This is a genomic window from Pseudolabrys sp. (assembly GCF_050250095.1).
Lineage (GTDB): Bacteria > Pseudomonadota > Alphaproteobacteria > Rhizobiales > Xanthobacteraceae > Pseudolabrys.
Map to the genome: position 1 here is coordinate 324095 of NZ_JBFWPH010000003.1, position 18274 is coordinate 342368.

The following is an 18274-nucleotide window of genomic DNA, read 5'->3' on the forward strand; positions in this document are numbered from 1 at the left end:
TTTAAAAGAAGCTCTGCGGATCGACATCGACCGAATAGCGTACATTGCCGCGCACTTTCGGCGCGTTGACCAGCCACTCGCGCAGGTAAGCTGACAGATCGTAAGCGCGCAGCGCTTTCACCAGCAGACGGAAGCGATGCCGGCCGCGCACCACCGCGACCGGCGCCTCGGCGGGGCCGAGCACTTTCACATTCTCGTCGCGCGGCGCGCAGGCGACCAGAGCGCGGCCATAGCCCTCGGCTTCGTGGCGCTCGTTCGCGGTGATGACGATGCTCGCGAGCCGCCCGAACGGCGGATAGAGCGTGCGCTCGCGCAACTCGATCTCGTTCTTGTAGAACGCCTCGCGGTCGCCGAGGATCAACGCGCGCATCACCGGATGCTCCGGCTGATGCGTCTGCAAAAAGCCGATGCCGCGGCCTTCCTCGCGCCCCGCGCGGCCCGTCACCTGATGCAGCAGTTGAAACGTGCGCTCCGCTGCGCGCGGATCGCCGTTGCCGAGGCCCAAATCTGCGTCGACGATGCCGACCAGATTGAGCTTCGGGAAATGGTGCCCCTTGGCGACGAGCTGGGTGCCGATGACGATATCGAAGCGGCCTTCCGCGACGTCTTCGAGTTCCGAGCGCAATCGCTCGAACGACTCCACCATGTCGCTCGACAGCACGAGAATGCGCGCCTCGGGAAACAGCTCCGCCGCCTCATGCTCGAGGCGCTCGACGCCGGGGCCGCAGGCAACAAAGCTCTCGACCTCGTGGCAGTTCGGGCATTCCTCCGGCATCGGCTTGGCGAAGCCGCAGTGATGGCACACCAGCCGCTTGCGGAAGCGGTGATCGACCAGCCAGGCATCGCAGTTCGGGCACTGCATGCGGAAGCCGCAGGCGCGACACAGCGTCAGCGGCGCATAGCCCCGGCGGTTGAGGAACAGCAGCGCCTGCTCCTTGCGCGCCAGCACGTCGCGCACGGCTTCCGCGAGCCGCGGCGCGATGAAGCGGCCGCGCGGCGGACCTTCGTTGCGCAGGTCGATCGCATCGATTGACGGCAGATGCGCACCGCCGAAGCGCTCCGGCAATTGGATACGCCGGTAGCGGCCGCGCCGCGCGTTGACTTCGGATTCCACCGATGGCGTCGCGGAGGCAAGAATGACCGGCACTTTCTCGATCGAGCCGCGCACCACCGCCATGTCGCGCGCGTGATAACTCGCGCCTTCGTCCTGCTTGTAGGCAGGGTCGTGCTCCTCATCGACCACAATCAGGCCGAGGTCCGCATAGGGCAAGAACAGCGCCGAGCGCGCGCCGACCACGACGCTCACTTCGCCGGCGGCAACCGCCGCCCAGGTCCGCGCGCGCTTGCGCGGCGACAGTTGCGAATGCCATTCCGCCGGCCGGGTGCCGAAGCGTTCCGAGAAGCGATTGAGGAACTGCGCGGTGAGCGCGATCTCCGGCATCAGAATAAGCGTCTGCCGCTTGCGGCGAATGTTCTCCGCGACCGCTTCGAAATAGACTTCGGTCTTGCCGGAGCCGGTGACGCCGTCGAGCAGCGACACCGTGTAGCCGCCCTGCGCCGCGGCGACGCGCAGTGCATCCGCCGCCGCAAGCTGCGCCAGCGAGAACTCGGGCTTGGCAAAATCGGGATCGGGCGCCGACGCGACGGGATCGGGCGGCAGCACCACGGTTTCGAGTGTGCCTTCATCGACGAGACCATCGATCACGCCGGCGCTGACGCCGGCTTCCTGCGCGGCGTCCGCCTTGGCGCGCGTCAGCCCGTCCGCCAACAACGCGAGCACGCGCGCGCGCGCCGGTGTCTTGCGGGCCGGTGGCGGTCCGGCGAGCCGCACGCCGACGCGCTCGCGCGCGGGGCCGAGATGCTCGCCCATGCGCATCGTCATGCGCAGCACCATGCCGCGCGGCGCGAGCGTGTAGCGCGCGACCCAATCGACGAATTCGCGCAACTCGGATTTCAGCGGCGGAATATCGAGCTTGTCCTCGACATCCTTCAGCCGGTTGTCGAGGCCGGGCCGCGCCGTGCCCTCGCCCCACACCACGGCGGTGCAGACACGCGGCCCGAGCGGCACGCGGACGAAATCGCCGGCGTTCAGCTCCATGCCGGCGGGCACGCGATAGCTGTAAGCCTGATCGAGCGCGACCGGCACCAGGACATCGACCGTGCGTTTGGCCGGACTGTTGGGCATGCCCATGATCTGGACGATTCCGGGCCTTTAAGGAAGGGTGAAGGAAGCGGTGACAGTCTCCACATAATGACGAAAGAACTTTCCGCCATCGCGCCGGACGTTGCCGCGGAAATCCGCGGCTGGCTCGCCTATCTCGGCGCCGAGCGGCGGATGTCCGGGCGGACGCTGGAGGCTTACCAGCGCGACGTTTCCCAGTTTCTCGGTTTCCTCGGCGAATACCTCGGCGGCGCGCCGAACCTCAAGGATCTCGCCGCGCTGACCCCGCAGGATGTGCGCGCCTTCATGGCCGCGCGCCGCGCGGACGGCGTCGGCAGCCGCTCGCTGATGCGCGGGCTGGCAGGCAGCCGCTCTTTCGCCCGCTATCTCGAACGCAACGGCAAGGGCCGGCTCGGCGCGCTTGCCGCCGTGCGCGCGCCGAAGATCGCCAAATCGCTACCGAAGCCGCTTGCCGCCTCCGCCGCGACCCGCATCACCGACGCCGACCTGCGCGCCGGCGAAAACCGCGAGCCGTGGGTGCTGGCGCGCGACGCCGCCGTGCTTGCGCTCCTTTACGGCTCCGGTCTGCGCATCTCCGAGGCGCTCGGCCTGAAGCGCAAGGACGTGCCGGCGCCCGGCAAGGGCGATGTCATCACGGTGACCGGCAAAGGCAACAAGCAGCGCATGGTGCCGGTGCTGCCGCAGGTGCTGACCGCGATCGCGGACTACGCCGCCGCCTGCCCTTACGACCTTGGCCACGACGGGCCGCTGTTTCTCGGCGCGCGCGGCGGGCCGCTGTCGCCGCGCATCGTACAACTGGCGATGGAGCGGCTGCGCGGCGCGCTCGGCCTCGCCGACACCGCGACGCCGCACGCGCTGCGCCATTCCTTCGCCACGCATCTGCTCGCGCGCGGCGGCGACCTGCGCGCGATCCAGGAACTGCTCGGGCACGCCTCGCTGTCGACCACGCAGATTTACACCGCGGTCGACGCCGAAAAGCTGCTCGACGCCTACCGCAGCGCGCACCCCCGCGCGCAAAGTGCGAAGCAAACCCGCCGCGCCGGATAATCTGCACATAAATTTGCGCGCCGCCCCTTGCGGAGTTTCGCGAGCCGGGAGCATCGTCCGGCCCTCGCGCTCTGACCGGGAGGGGGAACCATGGCTGGATCGCACGAAAACCTCGAACATGCCGAGCATGCGCAGCATGCCGGCCATTCCAACAAGAAGATCGCGCTGCTGATTTCACTGCTTGCGCTGTGCCTGGCGTTTTCCGAAACGCTCGGCAAAAGTGCGCAGACCGAAAGTATCAGCCTGAACATCGAAGCGTCCGACACCTGGAACTTCTTTCAGGCCAAGACCATCCGGCAGACCACATTGCGCGCCGCGGCCGAGGGCCTGACCGCGCATGCGTCGGCGGTGACCGACCCGGCGCTGAAGGCCGCCATGCAGAAGCAGGCCGAAGCCTGGCAGGCGACGGTGGCGCGCTACGAGTCGGACCCCAAGGAAAAAGACGGCCGCAAGGAACTGCGCGCCAAGGCCGAGCATTACGAGCATCAGCGCAATACGCAGCTCGCGCGCTATCATCACTATGAGGTCGCCTCGGCGGCGTTCCAGATCGCCATCGTGCTCGCTTCGGCGATGATCATCACCGGCATGGCGGTGCTGGCCTATCTCGCCGGCGGGCTCGGCATTCTTGGGCTTGTATTTATGGGCATCGCGATCTGGGCGCCGCACGCCGTCCATATCGTCTGACGCAAAACGCGCCATAGCCTCGTCTTGATTGCGGGCCACCTTCGCAACCGAAGGAGGTCATCATGCAATCACACTCCATCAAGCTTTGGCGCTTCGTCGCGCTCATGCTGTGCGCGCTCACGCTCGGCATGGGGATCTGTCACGTCATGGAAATGCCGGCGCGTATGTCGTGGGACCAGGCGCTGTGGGTCGGCGCGACCGTGCAAGGCGGGCTTTATCGCATGTTCGGCACGGTCGGCGCGGCGATCGATCTCGCGGCGATCGGCAGCGCCGGCATCCTCGCGCTGCTGCTGCGCGGCACGGCGGAGTTTCGCCTCGCCGCCATCGGCGCCGGGCTCTATCTGCTGGCGCTGCTCGGCTGGCTCGCGGTGGTGTTTCCCGCCAATCTCGAACTCGCAACCTGGCTCACCGCGCATCCGCCGGACGACTGGGCGGCGACGCGGCTGCAATGGGGAAACCGGCCACGCCGTCAACACGCTGTTCCAGCTTGTCGGCTTCGGCGCACTACTCTGGGTGTCGCTGAAAGGCGACGCCGTGTGTGAGCCGACGAATCCTTAGAGCCGTACCCGTCCGCCATCGACCGCGAGCGTCTGCCCGGTGATGAAGGCCGAGTCGTCGCTGGTCAGGAACGACACCGCGCCGGCGAGATCGTCCGGCGTCTCGATCCGCTTGATGGCCTGAAACTTCTGCGCGACGTCGTTGAACTCGTCGTCCATCGTGGCAAAGCCGGCGCGCGGCGGCCGGCCGGTCGCGCCCGGTGTCTTGGTGAGGCCCGGCTGGATTGCGTTGACGGTGATGCCGAACGGTCCGAGTTCGCTCGCCAGCGCACGGGTGAAGCCGACGATGCCGAGCTTGCTCGCGACGTAAGGCACGAAACCGGTCACCACCGCGCCGACCGTGCTCGACGACAGCGTGACGATGCGGCCCCAGCCCCGCGCCTTCATGCCCGGCACGAAGGCCATGCTGACGAGGAACGTGCCGTCGAGATTGGTGCCGACGATGCGGCGCCATTCGGCGTAAGTGACGTTCTCCAGCGGGACCTGCGGGAAGATGCCGGCGCAGTTGACGACGATGTCGATTTTCGGAAACGCCTTGCGGGCTTCCGCCGCCATTTTCTCAACCGAGTCGGGCGACGACACATCGCAGGTGAACGAGACCGCGCTGCGGCCGGCGGCCTTGACCATCTTTACGGTCGCGGATGCGTCGTTGAGATCGACCGCGGCAATATCGACACCATCCTCGGCGAGCCGCTTGGCGAAGGCTTGCCCGAGCCCGCTCGCAGCGCCGGTGATGAGCGCGGTTTTTCCCTGATGTCCCTTGGCCATGCGATTTTCTCTTTGTGAAATACGGTCTTGAGTCGCATCCATCATTTGTCATCGCCACGCGACGCGCAAGCATACTCATCTGTCATTGCCCGCGCAGGCGGGCAATCCAGTAATCACCGCGATCCTTGTGTTTACTGGGTCCCCGCCTTCGCGGGGACGACAGCGGAGAGAACGACGACGCGCACGCAATCACATATGAATCGCGCGTTTGTCGACCGCGAGGGCCGCTTCTTTCACGGCTTCGGAAAGCGTCGGGTGGGCATGGCAGGTGCGGGCGATGTCTTCCGACGACGCGCCGAATTCCATCGCCAGCGTCACCTCGCCGATCAGCGTGCCGGCCTCGGCGCCGATGATGTGCACGCCGAGCACGCGGTCGGTCTTGGCGTCGGCCAGAATTTTCACGAAGCCGTCGGTGGTGCGGTTGACCTTGGCGCGGCCGTTCGCGGTGAACGGGAACTTGCCAACCTTGTAGGCGACGCCGGCAGCCTTCAATTCCTCTTCGGTCTTGCCGACCGAGGCGATTTCCGGCGCGGTGTAGACGACGCTCGGGATCGCATCGTAATTCACATGCCCCGCCTGCCCGGCGAGGATTTCGGCAACCGCGACGCCTTCATCTTCCGCCTTGTGCGCGAGCATCGGCCCGGCGATGGCGTCGCCGATCGCATAGACGCCCGGCACGTTGGTGGCGAAGTGCGCGTCGGTCGCGACGCGGCCGCGCTCGTCAAGCTTCACGCCGGCTTCCTTGAGGCCGAGCCCCTCGGTGTAGGGCACCCGGCCGATCGAGACGAGCACAACATCGGCATCGAGCGTTTCCGCTGCGCCGCCCTTCGCGGGCTCGACCGTGACTTTCAACCGCTTGCCGGATGTGTCCACCGCCGTCACCTTCGACGACAGTTTGAAGGCGATGCCCTGCTTCTCGAAGATGCGCTGCGCCTGACGGCGCACCTCGCCGTCCATGCCGGGCAGCGCGCCGTCCAGGAATTCTACCACCGTCACGTCCGAGCCGAGCCGCTTCCACACCGAGCCAAGCTCAAGCCCGATCACGCCGGCACCAACCACGACCAGTTTCTCCGGCACCTTGTCGAGCGTCAGCGCACCGGTCGAGGACACCACGCGCTTTTCGTCGATCTCGATGCCTTTCAGCCGCGCGACATCCGAGCCGGTGGCGATGACGATGGCTTTGGTCTCGAGCGTCTGCGTCTTGCCGTCAGCCGCTTTGACCCCGACCTTACCGGCGGCTGCGACGCGGCCCGCGCCGACATAGGTGTCGATCTTGTTTTTCTTGAACAGGAACTCGACGCCTTTGACGTTGCCGGAAACTCCCTCGTCCTTGAACGCCATCATGGCTTTCAGGTCGAGTTTCGGCTTGCCGACGCCAATGCCCATCTTCTCGAAGTCGTGCCCGGCCTCGTCGAACAGATGCGAGGCATGCAGCAGCGCCTTCGACGGAATGCAGCCGATGTTGAGGCAGGTGCCGCCGAAGGTCGGGTTCTTCTCGACCACTGCGGTTTTCAGCCCAAGCTGCGCCGCGCGGATTGCGCAGACATAGCCGCCGGGACCGGTGCCGATGACGATGAGATCGTAGGACATGGGACAATTACCTATCCATGGTCATGCCCGACCTTGTGTCGGGCATCCACGTCTTCGTTCCAGATCGAGAAAGCAAGACGTGGATGGCCGGGACAAGCCCGGCCATGACGGAGAAAAACTACAGATCCAGCACCAGCCGCGCCGGATCCTCGAGACATTCCTTGACGCGCACGAGGAAGGTCACCGCCTCACGGCCGTCGACGATGCGATGATCGTAGGACAGCGCGAGATACATCATCGGCCGCACCTCGATCTTGCCGCCGACCACCATCGGCCGCTCCTGAATCTTGTGCATGCCGAGGATGCCGGATTGCGGCGCGTTCAGGATCGGCGTCGACATCAGCGAGCCGTAGACGCCGCCATTGGTGATGGTGAAGGTGCCGCCCTGCATCTCGTCGATCTTGAGCTGGCCGTCGCGGGCGCGGCGGCCGAGATCGCCGATGGTCTTTTCGATGTCGGCCAGCGACTTGTCCTGCGCGTCGCGCACCACCGGTACGACGAGGCCCTTGTCGGTGCCGACCGCGATGCCGACGTGATAATAGTTCTTGTAGACGAGATCGGTGCCGTCGATTTCGGCGTTGACCGCCGGGATTTCCTTCAGCGCCTGGATGCAGGCCAGCGTGAAGAAGCCCATGAAGCCGAGCTTCACGCCGTGCTTCTTCTCGAACAAATCCTTGTACTGGTTGCGCATCGCCATCACCGCGGTCATGTCGACCTCGTTGAAGGTCGTCAGCATCGCGGCGGTGTTCTGCGCATCCTTCAGCCGGCGCGCGATGGTCTGGCGCAGCCGCGTCATGTGCACGCGCTCCTCGCGCGCGGCATCGTCGGCCGGCGACGGCGCGCGCATCTGCACCGGCGCCTGGGCCGGCGCAGGCGAGGCGGCAGCGCGCTCGATGGCGGCGAGCATGTCGCCCTTGGTCACCTGACCGTGCTTGCCGGAACCCTCAACGTTCGAAGGATCGACACCGGACTCCGCGCCGAGCTTGCGCACCGACGGCGGCTGCGTCGTCGCGGCGGGCGCGGATGACGAGGCACGCGGCGTGGGCTGTTCGGCCCCGGCGCCGATCGGCTTGGTCGTCTCGGTCTTCTGGTCCGGCGCACCGGCCGGCGCGGTCTTGGCGGCAACAGCGCCGCCCGCGCCTTCGGTGATCTGGCCGAGCAGCGCCCCGACCGCGACGGTCTCGCCGTCCTTGACGGCGATTTCCCCGAGCACGCCGGCGGCAGGCGCCGGCACTTCGAGCGTCACCTTGTCGGTCTCGAGTTCGACCAGCGGCTCGTCGACCGCCACCGGATCGCCCGGCTTCTTGAACCACTTGCCGACCGTCGCTTCGGTGACCGACTCGCCGAGGGTGGGAACGCGAATATCCGTCATGTTAGTTTCCGCTTTTTCTCGGCGTCATCATCCGCGAAGGCGGCTGATCCAGTAAACTTGAACGCCCGTTATTACTGCATTGTCTTGGTTACTGGATGCCCCGCCTTCGCGGGGCATGACAGTGTTGGGTTTAGCCGAGCGCCTCTTCCATGAACTGCTTGAGTTGCGCGAGGTGCTTCGACATCAGGCCGACCGCGGTCGACGCCGACGCCGGACGGCCGGCATAACGCGGCCGCTTGTGGCTCGCGCCGATCTGGTTCAGCACCCACTGCAGGAAGGTGTCGACGAAGAACCAGGCGCCCATGTTGCGCGGCTCCTCCTGACACCAGACGATCTCCGCCTGCTTGAAACGCGCAAGCTCCGCCGCCACCGCCTTGGTCGGGAACGGGTAAAGCTGCTCGACGCGCAGAATGTAGATGTCGTCGATGCCGCGCTGCTCGCGCTCCTCGTAGAGGTCGAAATAGACCTTGCCGGAGCACAGCACGACGCGGCGGATCTTGTCGTCCGCGACCAGCTTGATCTTCTCGTCCGGCAGCAATTGCGCGTCGTCCCACAGGATGCGGTGGAACGAGGTGTCCGGCCCCATTTCGTCGAGCCGCGACACCGCGCGCTTGTGGCGCAGCAGCGACTTCGGCGTCATCAGGATCAGCGGCTTGCGGATTTCGCGGCGCAACTGCCGGCGCAGGATGTGGAAGTAGTTTGCCGGCGTCGTGCAGTTGGCGACCTGCATGTTGTCTTCGGCGCACATCTGCAGGAAGCGCTCGAGCCGCGCCGAGGAATGCTCCGGCCCCTGCCCCTCATAGCCATGCGGCAGCAGGCAGACGAGACCGGACATGCGCAGCCACTTGCGCTCCGCCGAGGAGATGAACTGGTCGAACACCACCTGCGCGCCGTTGGCGAAGTCGCCGAACTGGGCCTCCCACATCGTCAGCGCGTTGGGCTCCGAGGTCGAATAGCCGTATTCGTAACCGAGCACGGCCTCTTCCGAGAGCATCGAGTTGAGCACCTCGTAGCGGGCCTGCTCGCCGCCGAGATGATTGAACGGCGTGTACCGCTCCTCGTTTTCCTGGTCGAACAGCACCGAATGGCGCTGCGAGAAGGTGCCGCGTTCGCTGTCCTGACCCGACAAGCGCACGCGATGGCCTTCCTTCAGCAGCGTGCAGAAGGCGAGCGCCTCGCCGGTCGCCCAGTCGATATCCTTGCCGGTTTCGAACGCCTTCGAACGATTGTCGAGGAAGCGCTGGATGGTGCGGTGGACCTTGAAACCCTCCGGCACCGCGGTGATTTTCTTGCCGATGTCGCGCAGCACGTCGAGCGAGACGCCGGTGTTGCCGCGGCGCGGGTCCTCAACGTCGCCGGCGGCCTTGAGGCCGGACCAGCGGCCGTCGAGCCAGTCGGCCTTGTTGGCCTTGTAGCTGGTGCCGGCCTCGAACTCGACTTCGAGCGTCGCGCGCCAGTCGGCCTTCATCTTGTCGACCTCGGCGTCGGTGACGACGCCCTCGGCGATCAGCTTCTTGGAATAGATCTCGAGCGTCGAGGCATGCGCGCGAATCTTCTTGTACATCAGCGGCTGGGTGAACGACGGCTCATCGCCCTCGTTGTGGCCGAACCGCCGGTAGCAGAACATATCGATGACGACCGGCTGCTGGAACTTCTGCCGGTATTCCGTCGCGACCTTGGCGGCGAACACCACCGCTTCCGGATCGTCGCCGTTGACGTGGAAGATCAGCGCCTCGATCATCTTGGCGACGTCGGACGGATAAGGCGACGAGCGCGAATAGCGCGGATAGGTCGTAAAGCCGATCTGGTTGTTGACGATGAAGTGCAGCGAACCGCCGGTGCGGTAGCCCTTCAGCCCCGACAGGCCGAAACATTCCGCGACCACGCCCTGGCCCGCGAAGGCCGCGTCGCCGTGGATCAGCAGCGGCATCACCATCGTCCGCTCTTCCGGCGTCGCGCCATGCTGGTCCTGCTTGGCGCGCACCTTGCCGAGCGTCACCGGATCGACGATTTCGAGATGCGAGGGATTCGGTGTCAGCGACAGATGCACCTTGTTGCCGTCGAATTCGCGGTCCGCCGACGCGCCGAGGTGATACTTCACGTCGCCGGAGCCTTCGATTTCGTCCGGAGTCGCCGAGCCGCCCTTGAACTCGTGGAACAGCACGCGGTGCGGCTTGCCCATCACCTGCGTGAGCACATTGAGGCGGCCGCGATGCGGCATGCCGAAGCAAATCTCCTTCACGCCGAGATTGCCGCCGCGCTTGATGATCTGCTCGAGCGCCGGGATCAGCGCCTCGCCGCCGTCGAGACCGAACCGCTTGGTGCCGGTGAACTTGACGTCGAGAAACTTCTCGAAGCCTTCCGCTTCCACGAGCTTATTGAGGATCGCGCGCTTGCCCTCGCGCGTGAAGGTGATTTCCTTGTCCTTGCCTTCGATGCGTTCCTGGATCCACGCCTTCTGCGCCGGATTGGAGATGTGCATGAACTCGACGCCGACGGTCTCGCAGTAGGTGCGGCGGAGGATGGCGACGATCTCGCGCATCGACGCGAATTCGAGGCCGAGCACCTTGTCGAGGAAGATCTTGCGATCCATGTCGGCTTCGGTGAAGCCGTAGGATTTCGGATCGAGTTCTTCTTCGCTCTTCTCCGGCTCGATGCCGAGCGGATCGAGCTTGGCGTGGAAATGACCGCGCGCGCGATAGGCGCGGATCAGCATCAGCGCGTGGATCGAGTCGCGCGTCGCCTGCTGCACGTCGCCGGCGGAAATGTCGACGCCCTTCGCCTGCGCCTTCGCCTTGATCTTGTCACCGAGACCCTTCTCGGCTTCGGCCCACTGACCGTCGAGCGCAGCGACGAGATCGCCATTGGCGCGCACCGGCCAGTTCGGCTTTCGCCACGACGCGCCCTGCGCGCTCTTGGCGACGGCGCCGGGATCGTCCTGCAGCGCCTGGAAGAACACCTGCCACTCGGCATCGACCGAGCCGGGATTGTTCTGATAGCGGGCGTAGAGGTCTTCGATATAGGCGGCGTTGCCGCCGTACAAAAAGGATGTACGGGCGAACGTCGCGTTGGCGTCCTGGCGTGACATGGAAATCCTGATCCTGACGGGACGGCTGCCCCGATCCTTGAGCGCGGGCCGGCGAGCGGCGGCTCAATTGCTAGGTTTCGATCCTTCAACCTATTTAGGACGCTTGTAAGACAAGGGGAGGTTAAGAACTGAATATAAATTCATTTCTATGCCGTGCCGGAAGTAGGCAGAACATGGGCACTAAATGCATTTTCCGCCCGTAAATACGAGCGTCCTTGGCACACATGGAAAAGCCCCCGGACCGCGAGGGTCCGAGGGCTTCGCAAAAAATTTTTGAGTTTTTGATCGCCGGGCCGCTCGGCCCCGCAGGATCAGCCTTTCAGCACTTCCACCAACGTTTTGCCGAGGCGAGCCGGCGACGGCGAAATCCGGATGCCGGCGGATTCCATCGCCGCAATCTTGGATTCGGCGTCGCCCTTGCCGCCGGCGATGATCGCGCCGGCGTGGCCCATGCGGCGGCCGGGCGGCGCGGTGCGCCCGGCGATGAAGCCAACCATCGGCTTCTTGCGGCCCCGCTTGGCCTCGTCTTTGATGAACTGCGCGGCGTCCTCTTCGGACGAGCCGCCGATCTCGCCGATCATCACGATCGACTCGGTCGTCTTGTCGGCGAGCAGCATTTCGAGGACTTCGATGAAGTCCATGCCCTTCACCGGATCGCCGCCGATGCCGACCGCCGTTGTCTGGCCGAGGCCCTCGCGCGTGGTCTGGAACACCGCTTCGTAGGTCAGCGTACCGGAGCGCGACACGATGCCGACCGAGCCCTTCTTGAAGATGTTGCCCGGCATGATGCCGATCTTGCATTCGCCGGCCGTCATCACGCCGGGGCAGTTCGGACCGACGAGACGCGATTTCGAACCGCACAGCGAGCGCTTCACCTTCACCATGTGCGCGACCGGGATGCCCTCGGTGATGCAGACGATGAGCGGGATCTCCGCCTCGATCGCTTCCGCGATGGCGTCGGCCGCGCCGAGCGGCGGAACGTAGATCACGGTCGCGTCGGCGCCAGTCTTGGCTTTCGCTTCCGCGACGGTGTCGAACACTGGAAGGTTGAGATGCGTCTGGCCGCCTTTGCCGGGCGCAACGCCGCCGACCATCTTGGTGCCGTAGGCGATCGCCTGTTCGGAGTGGAAGGTGCCGTTCTTGCCGGTGAAGCCCTGGCAGATGACCTTGGTGTTCTTGTCGATGAGAATGGACATCAGGCGGCTTCCTTCACGGCCTTGACGATCTTCTGCGCGGCGTCGTCGAGATCGTCGGCCGACGTCACGTTGAGCTTCGACTCGGCGATGATCTTCTTGCCAAGTTCGACATTGGTGCCTTCGAGGCGAACGACGAGCGGCACCTTGAGGCCGACCTCCTTCACCGCGGCGACCACGCCCTCGGCGATGACGTCGCAGCGCATGATGCCGCCGAAGATGTTGACCAGGATGCCCTTCACGTTCGGGTCCGACGTGATGATCTTGAATGCCGCGGTGACGCGCTCTTTCGTCGCGCTGCCGCCGACATCGAGGAAGTTCGCCGGCGTCATGCCGTAAAGCTTGATGATGTCCATGCTGGCCATCGCGAGGCCTGCGCCGTTGACCATGCAGCCGATCGTGCCGTCGAGCGCGATGTAGTTGAGGTCGAACTTCGACGCCTCGATCTCCTTCGGGTCTTCCTCGGTTTCGTCGCGCAGCTTGGCGATCTCGGGATGCGCATAGAGCGCGTTGTTGTCGAAATCGACCTTGGCGTCGAGACAAACGAGCTTCTTGTCCTTTGTGACAACCAGCGGGTTGATCTCGAGCATGCTCATGTCGCAATCGACAAAAGCCTTGTAGAGATTGGTCAGAAGCGGGCTCATCTGCTTCTGCAGGTCGGCGTCGAGACCGAGCGCCTTCGAGACGCTGCGCACATGGTGTGGGCAGATATTGGCGACCGGATCGACCGAGATGCTGACGATCTTGTCCGGCGTGTCGTGCGCGACCTGCTCGATGTCCATGCCGCCTTCGGTGGACACGACGATGGCGACGCGCGAGGTTTCACGATCGACCAGCATCGACAGGTAGAACTCCTTGTCGATCGCCGAGCCTTCCTCGATGTAGAGGCGGTTGACCTGCTTGCCCTTCGCCCCGGTCTGGTGCGTGACGAGGATCGAGCCGAGGAGGCGCGTCGCCTCCTTCTTCACGTCGTCGGCGGATTTCACGACCTTGACGCCGCCGGCCTTGCCGCGGCCACCGGCGTGAATCTGCGCCTTCACCACCCACACCGGGCCGCCGAGCGCCTTGGCGGCATCGACCGCCTCGTCCGCCGTGAAAGCCGGGATGCCGCGCGGCACCGGCACGCCGAAGTCACGCAGGACGGTTTTCGCCTGATATTCGTGGACGTTCATTCGCTTCCCCCAAACCCGCGGCGTTCATCGCCGCGGCCTTCTTTGTCTTCAGCGTCAGCCGAGATTCGGCGCGATCTTCTTGCAGGCTTCGACCAGCGTCTGCACCGACTGCGCGGACTTCTCGAACGCATCGCGCTCGCCGCCGTTCAGTTCGATTTCGACGACACGCTCGACGCCCTTGGCGCCGATCACAACCGGTACGCCGACGTAAAGGTCCTTGATGCCGTACTGGCCGCTCAGATGCGCGGCGCAGGGCAGCACGCGCTTCTTGTCGAGTAGGTAGCTTTCCGCCATCGCGATACCGGACGCTGCCGGCGCATAGAAGGCCGAGCCGGTCTTGAGCAGGTTGACGATCTCGGCGCCGCCGTTCGCGGTGCGCTTGACGATCTCGTCGATGCGGGCCTGCGTGGTCCAGCCCATCTTGACGAGGTCCGGCAGCGGAATGCCGGCAACCGTCGAATAGCGCGGCAGCGGCACCATCGTGTCGCCGTGGCCGCCGAGCACGAATGCGGTGACGTCCTCGACCGAGACATTGAACTCGTCGGCCAGGAAATAACGGAAGCGGGCCGAGTCGAGCACGCCGGCCATGCCGATGACTTTCTCTTTCGGCAGGCCGCAATACTGCTGCAGCGCCCAGACCATCGCATCGAGCGGGTTGGTGATGCAGATGACGAACGCATTGGGCGCGTATTTCTTGATGCCCGCGCCCACCTGCTCCATCACTTTGAGATTGATGCCGAGCAGGTCGTCGCGGCTCATGCCCGGCTTGCGCGGCACGCCGGCGGTGACGATGCAGACGTCGGCGCCTTCGATCGCCTCGTAGCTGTTGGTGCCGAGGAATTTCGAGTCGAACTTGTTGACCGGCGAGGACTGCGCGATGTCGAGCGATTTGCCCTGCGGGATGCCTTCGGCGACGTCGAACATGACGATGTCGCCGAGCTGCTTGAGACCGATGAGGTGAGCGAGCGTGCCGCCGATCTGGCCAGCACCGATCAATGCAATTTTGTTACGCGCCATGGTGGAAATGTCTCTCGACTGGTGTGGACGCCGCCGAACGCGGCAGGGCGGTGGTACCGCCTCTTGCACTGCACCACAAGGTAACCATCAGGAGGGCTCCAAAGCGACAAGCTCAGAGGCCGGGTGGCCAATCGTGTATACATTATACCAGCCTAACCCGGGCCAAGAGTCCAGCCCTTTCGAGCGCCGGACTCAACGTTTTCGCAGCGTCGCGTCCGTCATCATTTCCAGCTGGATCTGCTGGATCTCCGCCAGCCGCTCCCACTGGCGGGTGAGGATGTGGTCGATCTTTTCGTGGAGATGCCGGATTTCCAGCTCCGCCTTCAGGTTGACCCGGTAGTCGTTCTCGGACCGCAGCCGGTCCTTCGCCTCCTGCCGCTTCTGACTCATCATGATGATCGGCGCCTGCAGCGCCGCGAGGCAGGACAGCACGAGATTGAGCAGGATGAAGGGATAGGGATCGAACTGCTCGCGGATCGCGATCACGTTGAACGCCATCCAGACCACGAGGGTGCCGAGGAACATCAGGATGAAGGTCCAGCTGCCGCCGAAATTGGCGAGATGGTCGGACAGCTTCTCGCCGAAGGTGCGATGGCCTTCGAACTCGGCCTGAATGTTCTCGGCCAGCGTCTCGTGGTCGGCAAGGCTCTGCACCACCTCCTGCTCGAGCTGGGTCAGCTCGCCGCGCTCACTGCGCAACAGCTCGGTGACATAGCGGCCACGGAATTCGTCGAGATCGTCGATGCAGATGAAGCCTTCCGCCGGCAGGTCGGGATAGACCGTCTTGATGCGATCGAGCACGATCGGGCGCACCACGTCGAGCCGGACGATGTCGCGCGCCGGCTTTTCCTTGTCGCAGATCACACAGCGAAACCGTGTCGGCCGTGGACGGCGCACGCGCGTCAACGCGCCGTTGTCGGCCGCGGACTGGCTCACCGGATTGTCCGGCAGCGGCTCACCCGGGCTGTCTGGCGGAAACGGTTGGTCGGCCATGCGCGGCTCCTGTCGTGTCGTCGCCTGTGCGCTGGTGTCGCTTGCGCCATTGCAATTGACAACGAAAAAGAACGGGACCGCTCAGGTTTCGATGATGTGCTCAATCGAGCGAGCGCCGTGGCGCGGGCCGTGCGGCAGGCCGAGGTAATCCTGCGAGCGCATTTCGATCAGCCGCGAGGCGGTGCGGTTGAACTCCAGCGCCTCGTAGCCTTCGGTGGCGCGATAAAGCGCGTTCGGCTCGGCTTCCGCCGACGCGATGAATTTCACCGCATGGTCGTAGAGCGTGTCGATCAGGATGATGAAGCGTTTCGCCTCGTTGCGGCGGTCGTAATCCATCACCGGAATGTCGTCGACGATCAGCGTGTGAAAGTCGTGCGCGATGCGCAGATAGTCGCTCGCCGCCAGCGCCTCGCTGCACAGATCCGCGAAGGAGAACCGGGCGACGCCCATCGCCGCCTGCGGCACATGCACTTTGTGGCCTTTGACGACAAGCTGCTGCGGCATGCCGCGGTCCGTGCCGGTGAGCCGCCGCCAGGCGTCGTCGAGCGCCGCTTTCGCCCTCGCGTCGTTCGGCACATGCCAGGTCGGCAGGCCGGTCAGCTTTTCAAGCCGGAAGTCCGCCCGCGCCTCCAGCCGCATCACCTCGACATGCTTCTCGAGCAGCGCGATGAACGGCAGGAACAATGCCCGGTTGAGACCATCCTTGTAGAGACCGCCCGGTGCGATGTTCGAGGTCGCCACCACCACGACGCCAAGCTCGAACAGCCGGGTAAACAACCGACCGAGGATCATGGCGTCGGCGATGTCGGTGACGTGAAACTCGTCGAAGCACAAAAGCCAGGTCTCATCCGCGATAGCCGCGGCCGCGCGCAGGATCGGGTCGTTGCCGCCGTTTTGCGCCGGCTCCTGCCGAAACACATGAACGCGCTCATGGACGTCGGCCATGAACTCATGGAAATGCGCGCGGCGCTTGCGCTGGACAGCCGTGGTCTCGAAGAACAGGTCCATCAGCATGGTCTTGCCGCGGCCGACCTCACCGTAGACGTAAAGCCCGCGCAGCGGCTCGGCGGATTTCTTGCCACCGCCGAACAGCCAGCCAAGCGAGGAGGATTTGCGGGCGAGCCGCTTCTGGCTCAGCCGTTCCTCGAGCGCGGCGAAGCGTCCGACCAGCGCAAGCTGTGCCGGGTCGGTCTCGATTTCGCCGGTTGCGGCGAGCGCCTGATATCGGGTGCGGATCGAGCCGGGCATGAATGAAAAGCGGTCGGCGAGGACGATGGGGTGGCCGGCTCACACCTAGAGCTTTTCCGGCTTCGATGGAATTACAGCCGGCCGCGCCGATGGCCTTTGTTAACTCCTTGTCAGCTATGCGTTTTCTGCGCGGAAGCTGTGCAGCGGCGGCTCTGTCGCTTTTTTGCTGCAATGCAACAACTACATTCCGCCGCCGGCCGGCGATTCGCGGCGAAGCGCCGGTGCGTGTCCATCAAGAGGCCTTGTCTAATGATCGAGCCCCTGCCCGACGACGGCGTCGTGCGCAAACTCTGGGTCGGCGAGACCGACGCTTACCGCGACCACCTGCTGCGGCTCGACGCCGACAGCCGGGTGCGCCGGTTCGGCGGCGGCGTGTCGGACGACTTCATTCGCGGCTACGCTGAGGCGGCCCGCGGCTTCGGCACCGTGATCCACGGTTTCTTTATCGGCGAGACGCTGCGCGGCTGCGGCGAATTGCGGATGTCGTCCTCGCCCTTCACGCGCGAGGCGGAGGCCGCCTTCAGCATCGAGAAGCCGTGGCAGAGCCACGGCGTCGGCTCGGTGTTGCTTGAGCGGACTTTGCTTGCGGCGCGCAACCGCGGCGTCCGGTCGCTGTGCATGCATTGCCTCGCCGAGAACGAGCGCATGCAGCAGCTCGCCCGCAAGTTCGACGCCGACCTGCATTTCGATTTCGGCAGCGTGGTTGGTGAAGTCGATCCGCCTCGGTCGACGCTGATGTCGGTGACGCGCGAGATCATGGCCGATGGCCACGCGGTGACGGCGGCGATTTTCGACGCCCAGTCGCGGCTGCTCAGGCCGGCGTGAAACTGGCGGCGAGCGGATAGCTCGCCTCCACCACATAGGGTCCGCCGCCGATCGAGGCGCGCGAGGAAAACAGCACGAAGCGCGAGACCTGGAACGGCGGCGTGCGGAAATGCCCGCGCGCCGACAGGTAGTCCGCGACCTGATGGCTCGACGCATCGCGCAGCCGCGCCAGCGTCACATGCGGCGTGAACTTGCGGCCTTCCGGCTCGAGCCCGATGCGTTGCATCATACGCTCCTGCTCGGACTGGATTTCGAGCAAGGTCTGCGTCGGCGCCGCGGTCGCGACGATCGCCCGCGGCTTGCGGCCGCCGAACGAAGACAACCCGTCGAGCCGCAATTCGAACGAGCGGCGTCGCACCCGCTCCAGCATCGAATTGATCTCGTGGGCGGTGACGTCGTCGACGTCGCCGATGAAGCGCAGCGTCAGGTGATAGTTTTCCGGGTCGATCCAGCGCGCGCCCGGCACTCCGCCGCGCAGCATGGCCAGCGACTGGCCCACTTCCGGCGGGACTTCCAATCCGGTGAACAGACGAGGCAT

At 65.1% G+C, this 18274-nt stretch carries 15 protein-coding genes; 4 read left to right on the forward strand and 11 right to left on the reverse strand.

Annotation, left to right across the window (positions count from 1 at the left end):
- Position 1 precedes the first annotated feature (1 nt).
- On the reverse strand, positions 2-2185 hold the full coding sequence (locus tag AB7F10_RS11015; RefSeq protein ID WP_428560733.1) for a primosomal protein N': 2184 nt from the start codon (positions 2183-2185) through the stop codon (positions 2-4).
- A 66-nt stretch (positions 2186-2251) separates the two neighbouring features.
- Here AB7F10_RS11015 and AB7F10_RS11020 point away from each other — a divergent pair, with 66 nt between their 5' ends.
- The 3 genes from AB7F10_RS11020 to AB7F10_RS11030 all read left to right on the forward strand — a co-directional run bounded on the left by AB7F10_RS11020 (position 2252) and on the right by AB7F10_RS11030 (position 4455).
- Positions 2252-3229, forward strand: a complete 978-nt coding sequence (locus AB7F10_RS11020; RefSeq protein WP_428560736.1) for a tyrosine recombinase XerC — start codon at positions 2252-2254, stop codon at positions 3227-3229.
- A 90-nt stretch (positions 3230-3319) separates the two neighbouring features.
- Positions 3320-3913: a DUF4337 domain-containing protein gene (locus tag AB7F10_RS11025; protein WP_428560737.1), complete on the forward strand. Its 594-nt coding sequence runs from the start codon at positions 3320-3322 to the stop codon at positions 3911-3913.
- A 62-nt stretch (positions 3914-3975) separates the two neighbouring features.
- Entirely contained in the window at positions 3976-4455 is a 480-nt protein-coding gene (locus AB7F10_RS11030) for a DUF1772 domain-containing protein (protein WP_428560740.1), read from the forward strand.
- A gap of 12 nt (positions 4456-4467) precedes the next feature.
- Here AB7F10_RS11030 and AB7F10_RS11035 read toward each other — a convergent pair whose 3' ends face one another.
- The 9 genes from AB7F10_RS11035 to zapE form a co-directional block, all read right to left on the reverse strand.
- Positions 4468-5238 carry an SDR family NAD(P)-dependent oxidoreductase gene (locus AB7F10_RS11035; protein WP_428560742.1) on the reverse strand — a complete coding sequence of 257 codons (771 nt, stop codon included), beginning with the start codon at positions 5236-5238 and terminating at the stop codon, positions 4468-4470.
- A gap of 189 nt (positions 5239-5427) precedes the next feature.
- Complete coding sequence (gene lpdA, locus AB7F10_RS11040; protein WP_428560745.1) at positions 5428-6828, reverse strand: dihydrolipoyl dehydrogenase; 1401 nt, start codon at positions 6826-6828, stop codon at positions 5428-5430.
- 118 nt (positions 6829-6946) lie between these two features.
- On the reverse strand, positions 6947-8200 hold the full coding sequence (odhB, locus tag AB7F10_RS11045) for a 2-oxoglutarate dehydrogenase complex dihydrolipoyllysine-residue succinyltransferase (protein ID WP_428560747.1): 1254 nt from the start codon (positions 8198-8200) through the stop codon (positions 6947-6949).
- Between the two features lie 130 nt (positions 8201-8330).
- Positions 8331-11288: a 2-oxoglutarate dehydrogenase E1 component gene (locus tag AB7F10_RS11050; RefSeq protein WP_428560750.1), complete on the reverse strand. Its 2958-nt coding sequence runs from the start codon at positions 11286-11288 to the stop codon at positions 8331-8333.
- A 311-nt stretch (positions 11289-11599) separates the two neighbouring features.
- Positions 11600-12484, reverse strand: a complete 885-nt coding sequence (sucD, locus tag AB7F10_RS11055; protein ID WP_428560752.1) for a succinate--CoA ligase subunit alpha — start codon at positions 12482-12484, stop codon at positions 11600-11602.
- The gene (gene sucC / locus AB7F10_RS11060; RefSeq protein ID WP_428560755.1) at positions 12484-13653 is read right to left on the reverse strand and encodes an ADP-forming succinate--CoA ligase subunit beta; all 1170 of its coding nucleotides are present in this window, start codon (positions 13651-13653) and stop codon (positions 12484-12486) included. Before sucC ends, sucD begins: the two co-directional genes overlap by 1 nt.
- 54 nt (positions 13654-13707) lie before the next feature.
- Positions 13708-14670: a malate dehydrogenase gene (gene mdh / locus AB7F10_RS11065; RefSeq protein ID WP_428560758.1), complete on the reverse strand. Its 963-nt coding sequence runs from the start codon at positions 14668-14670 to the stop codon at positions 13708-13710.
- Between the two features lie 192 nt (positions 14671-14862).
- Complete coding sequence (locus AB7F10_RS11070; RefSeq protein WP_428560761.1) at positions 14863-15663, reverse strand: DUF1003 domain-containing protein; 801 nt, start codon at positions 15661-15663, stop codon at positions 14863-14865.
- An 81-nt stretch (positions 15664-15744) separates the two neighbouring features.
- Entirely contained in the window at positions 15745-16911 is a 1167-nt protein-coding gene (gene zapE / locus AB7F10_RS11075; protein ID WP_428560763.1) for a cell division protein ZapE, read from the reverse strand.
- 249 nt (positions 16912-17160) lie between these two features.
- Here zapE and AB7F10_RS11080 point away from each other — a divergent pair, with 249 nt between their 5' ends.
- Complete coding sequence (locus tag AB7F10_RS11080; RefSeq protein WP_428560765.1) at positions 17161-17736, forward strand: N-acetyltransferase family protein; 576 nt, start codon at positions 17161-17163, stop codon at positions 17734-17736.
- Here AB7F10_RS11080 and thpR read toward each other — a convergent pair.
- A complete protein-coding gene (thpR, locus tag AB7F10_RS11085) occupies positions 17723-18274 on the reverse strand; it encodes an RNA 2',3'-cyclic phosphodiesterase (protein ID WP_428560767.1) in 552 nt (183 codons plus the stop codon). The two genes, AB7F10_RS11080 and thpR, sit on opposite strands and share 14 nt — an antisense overlap.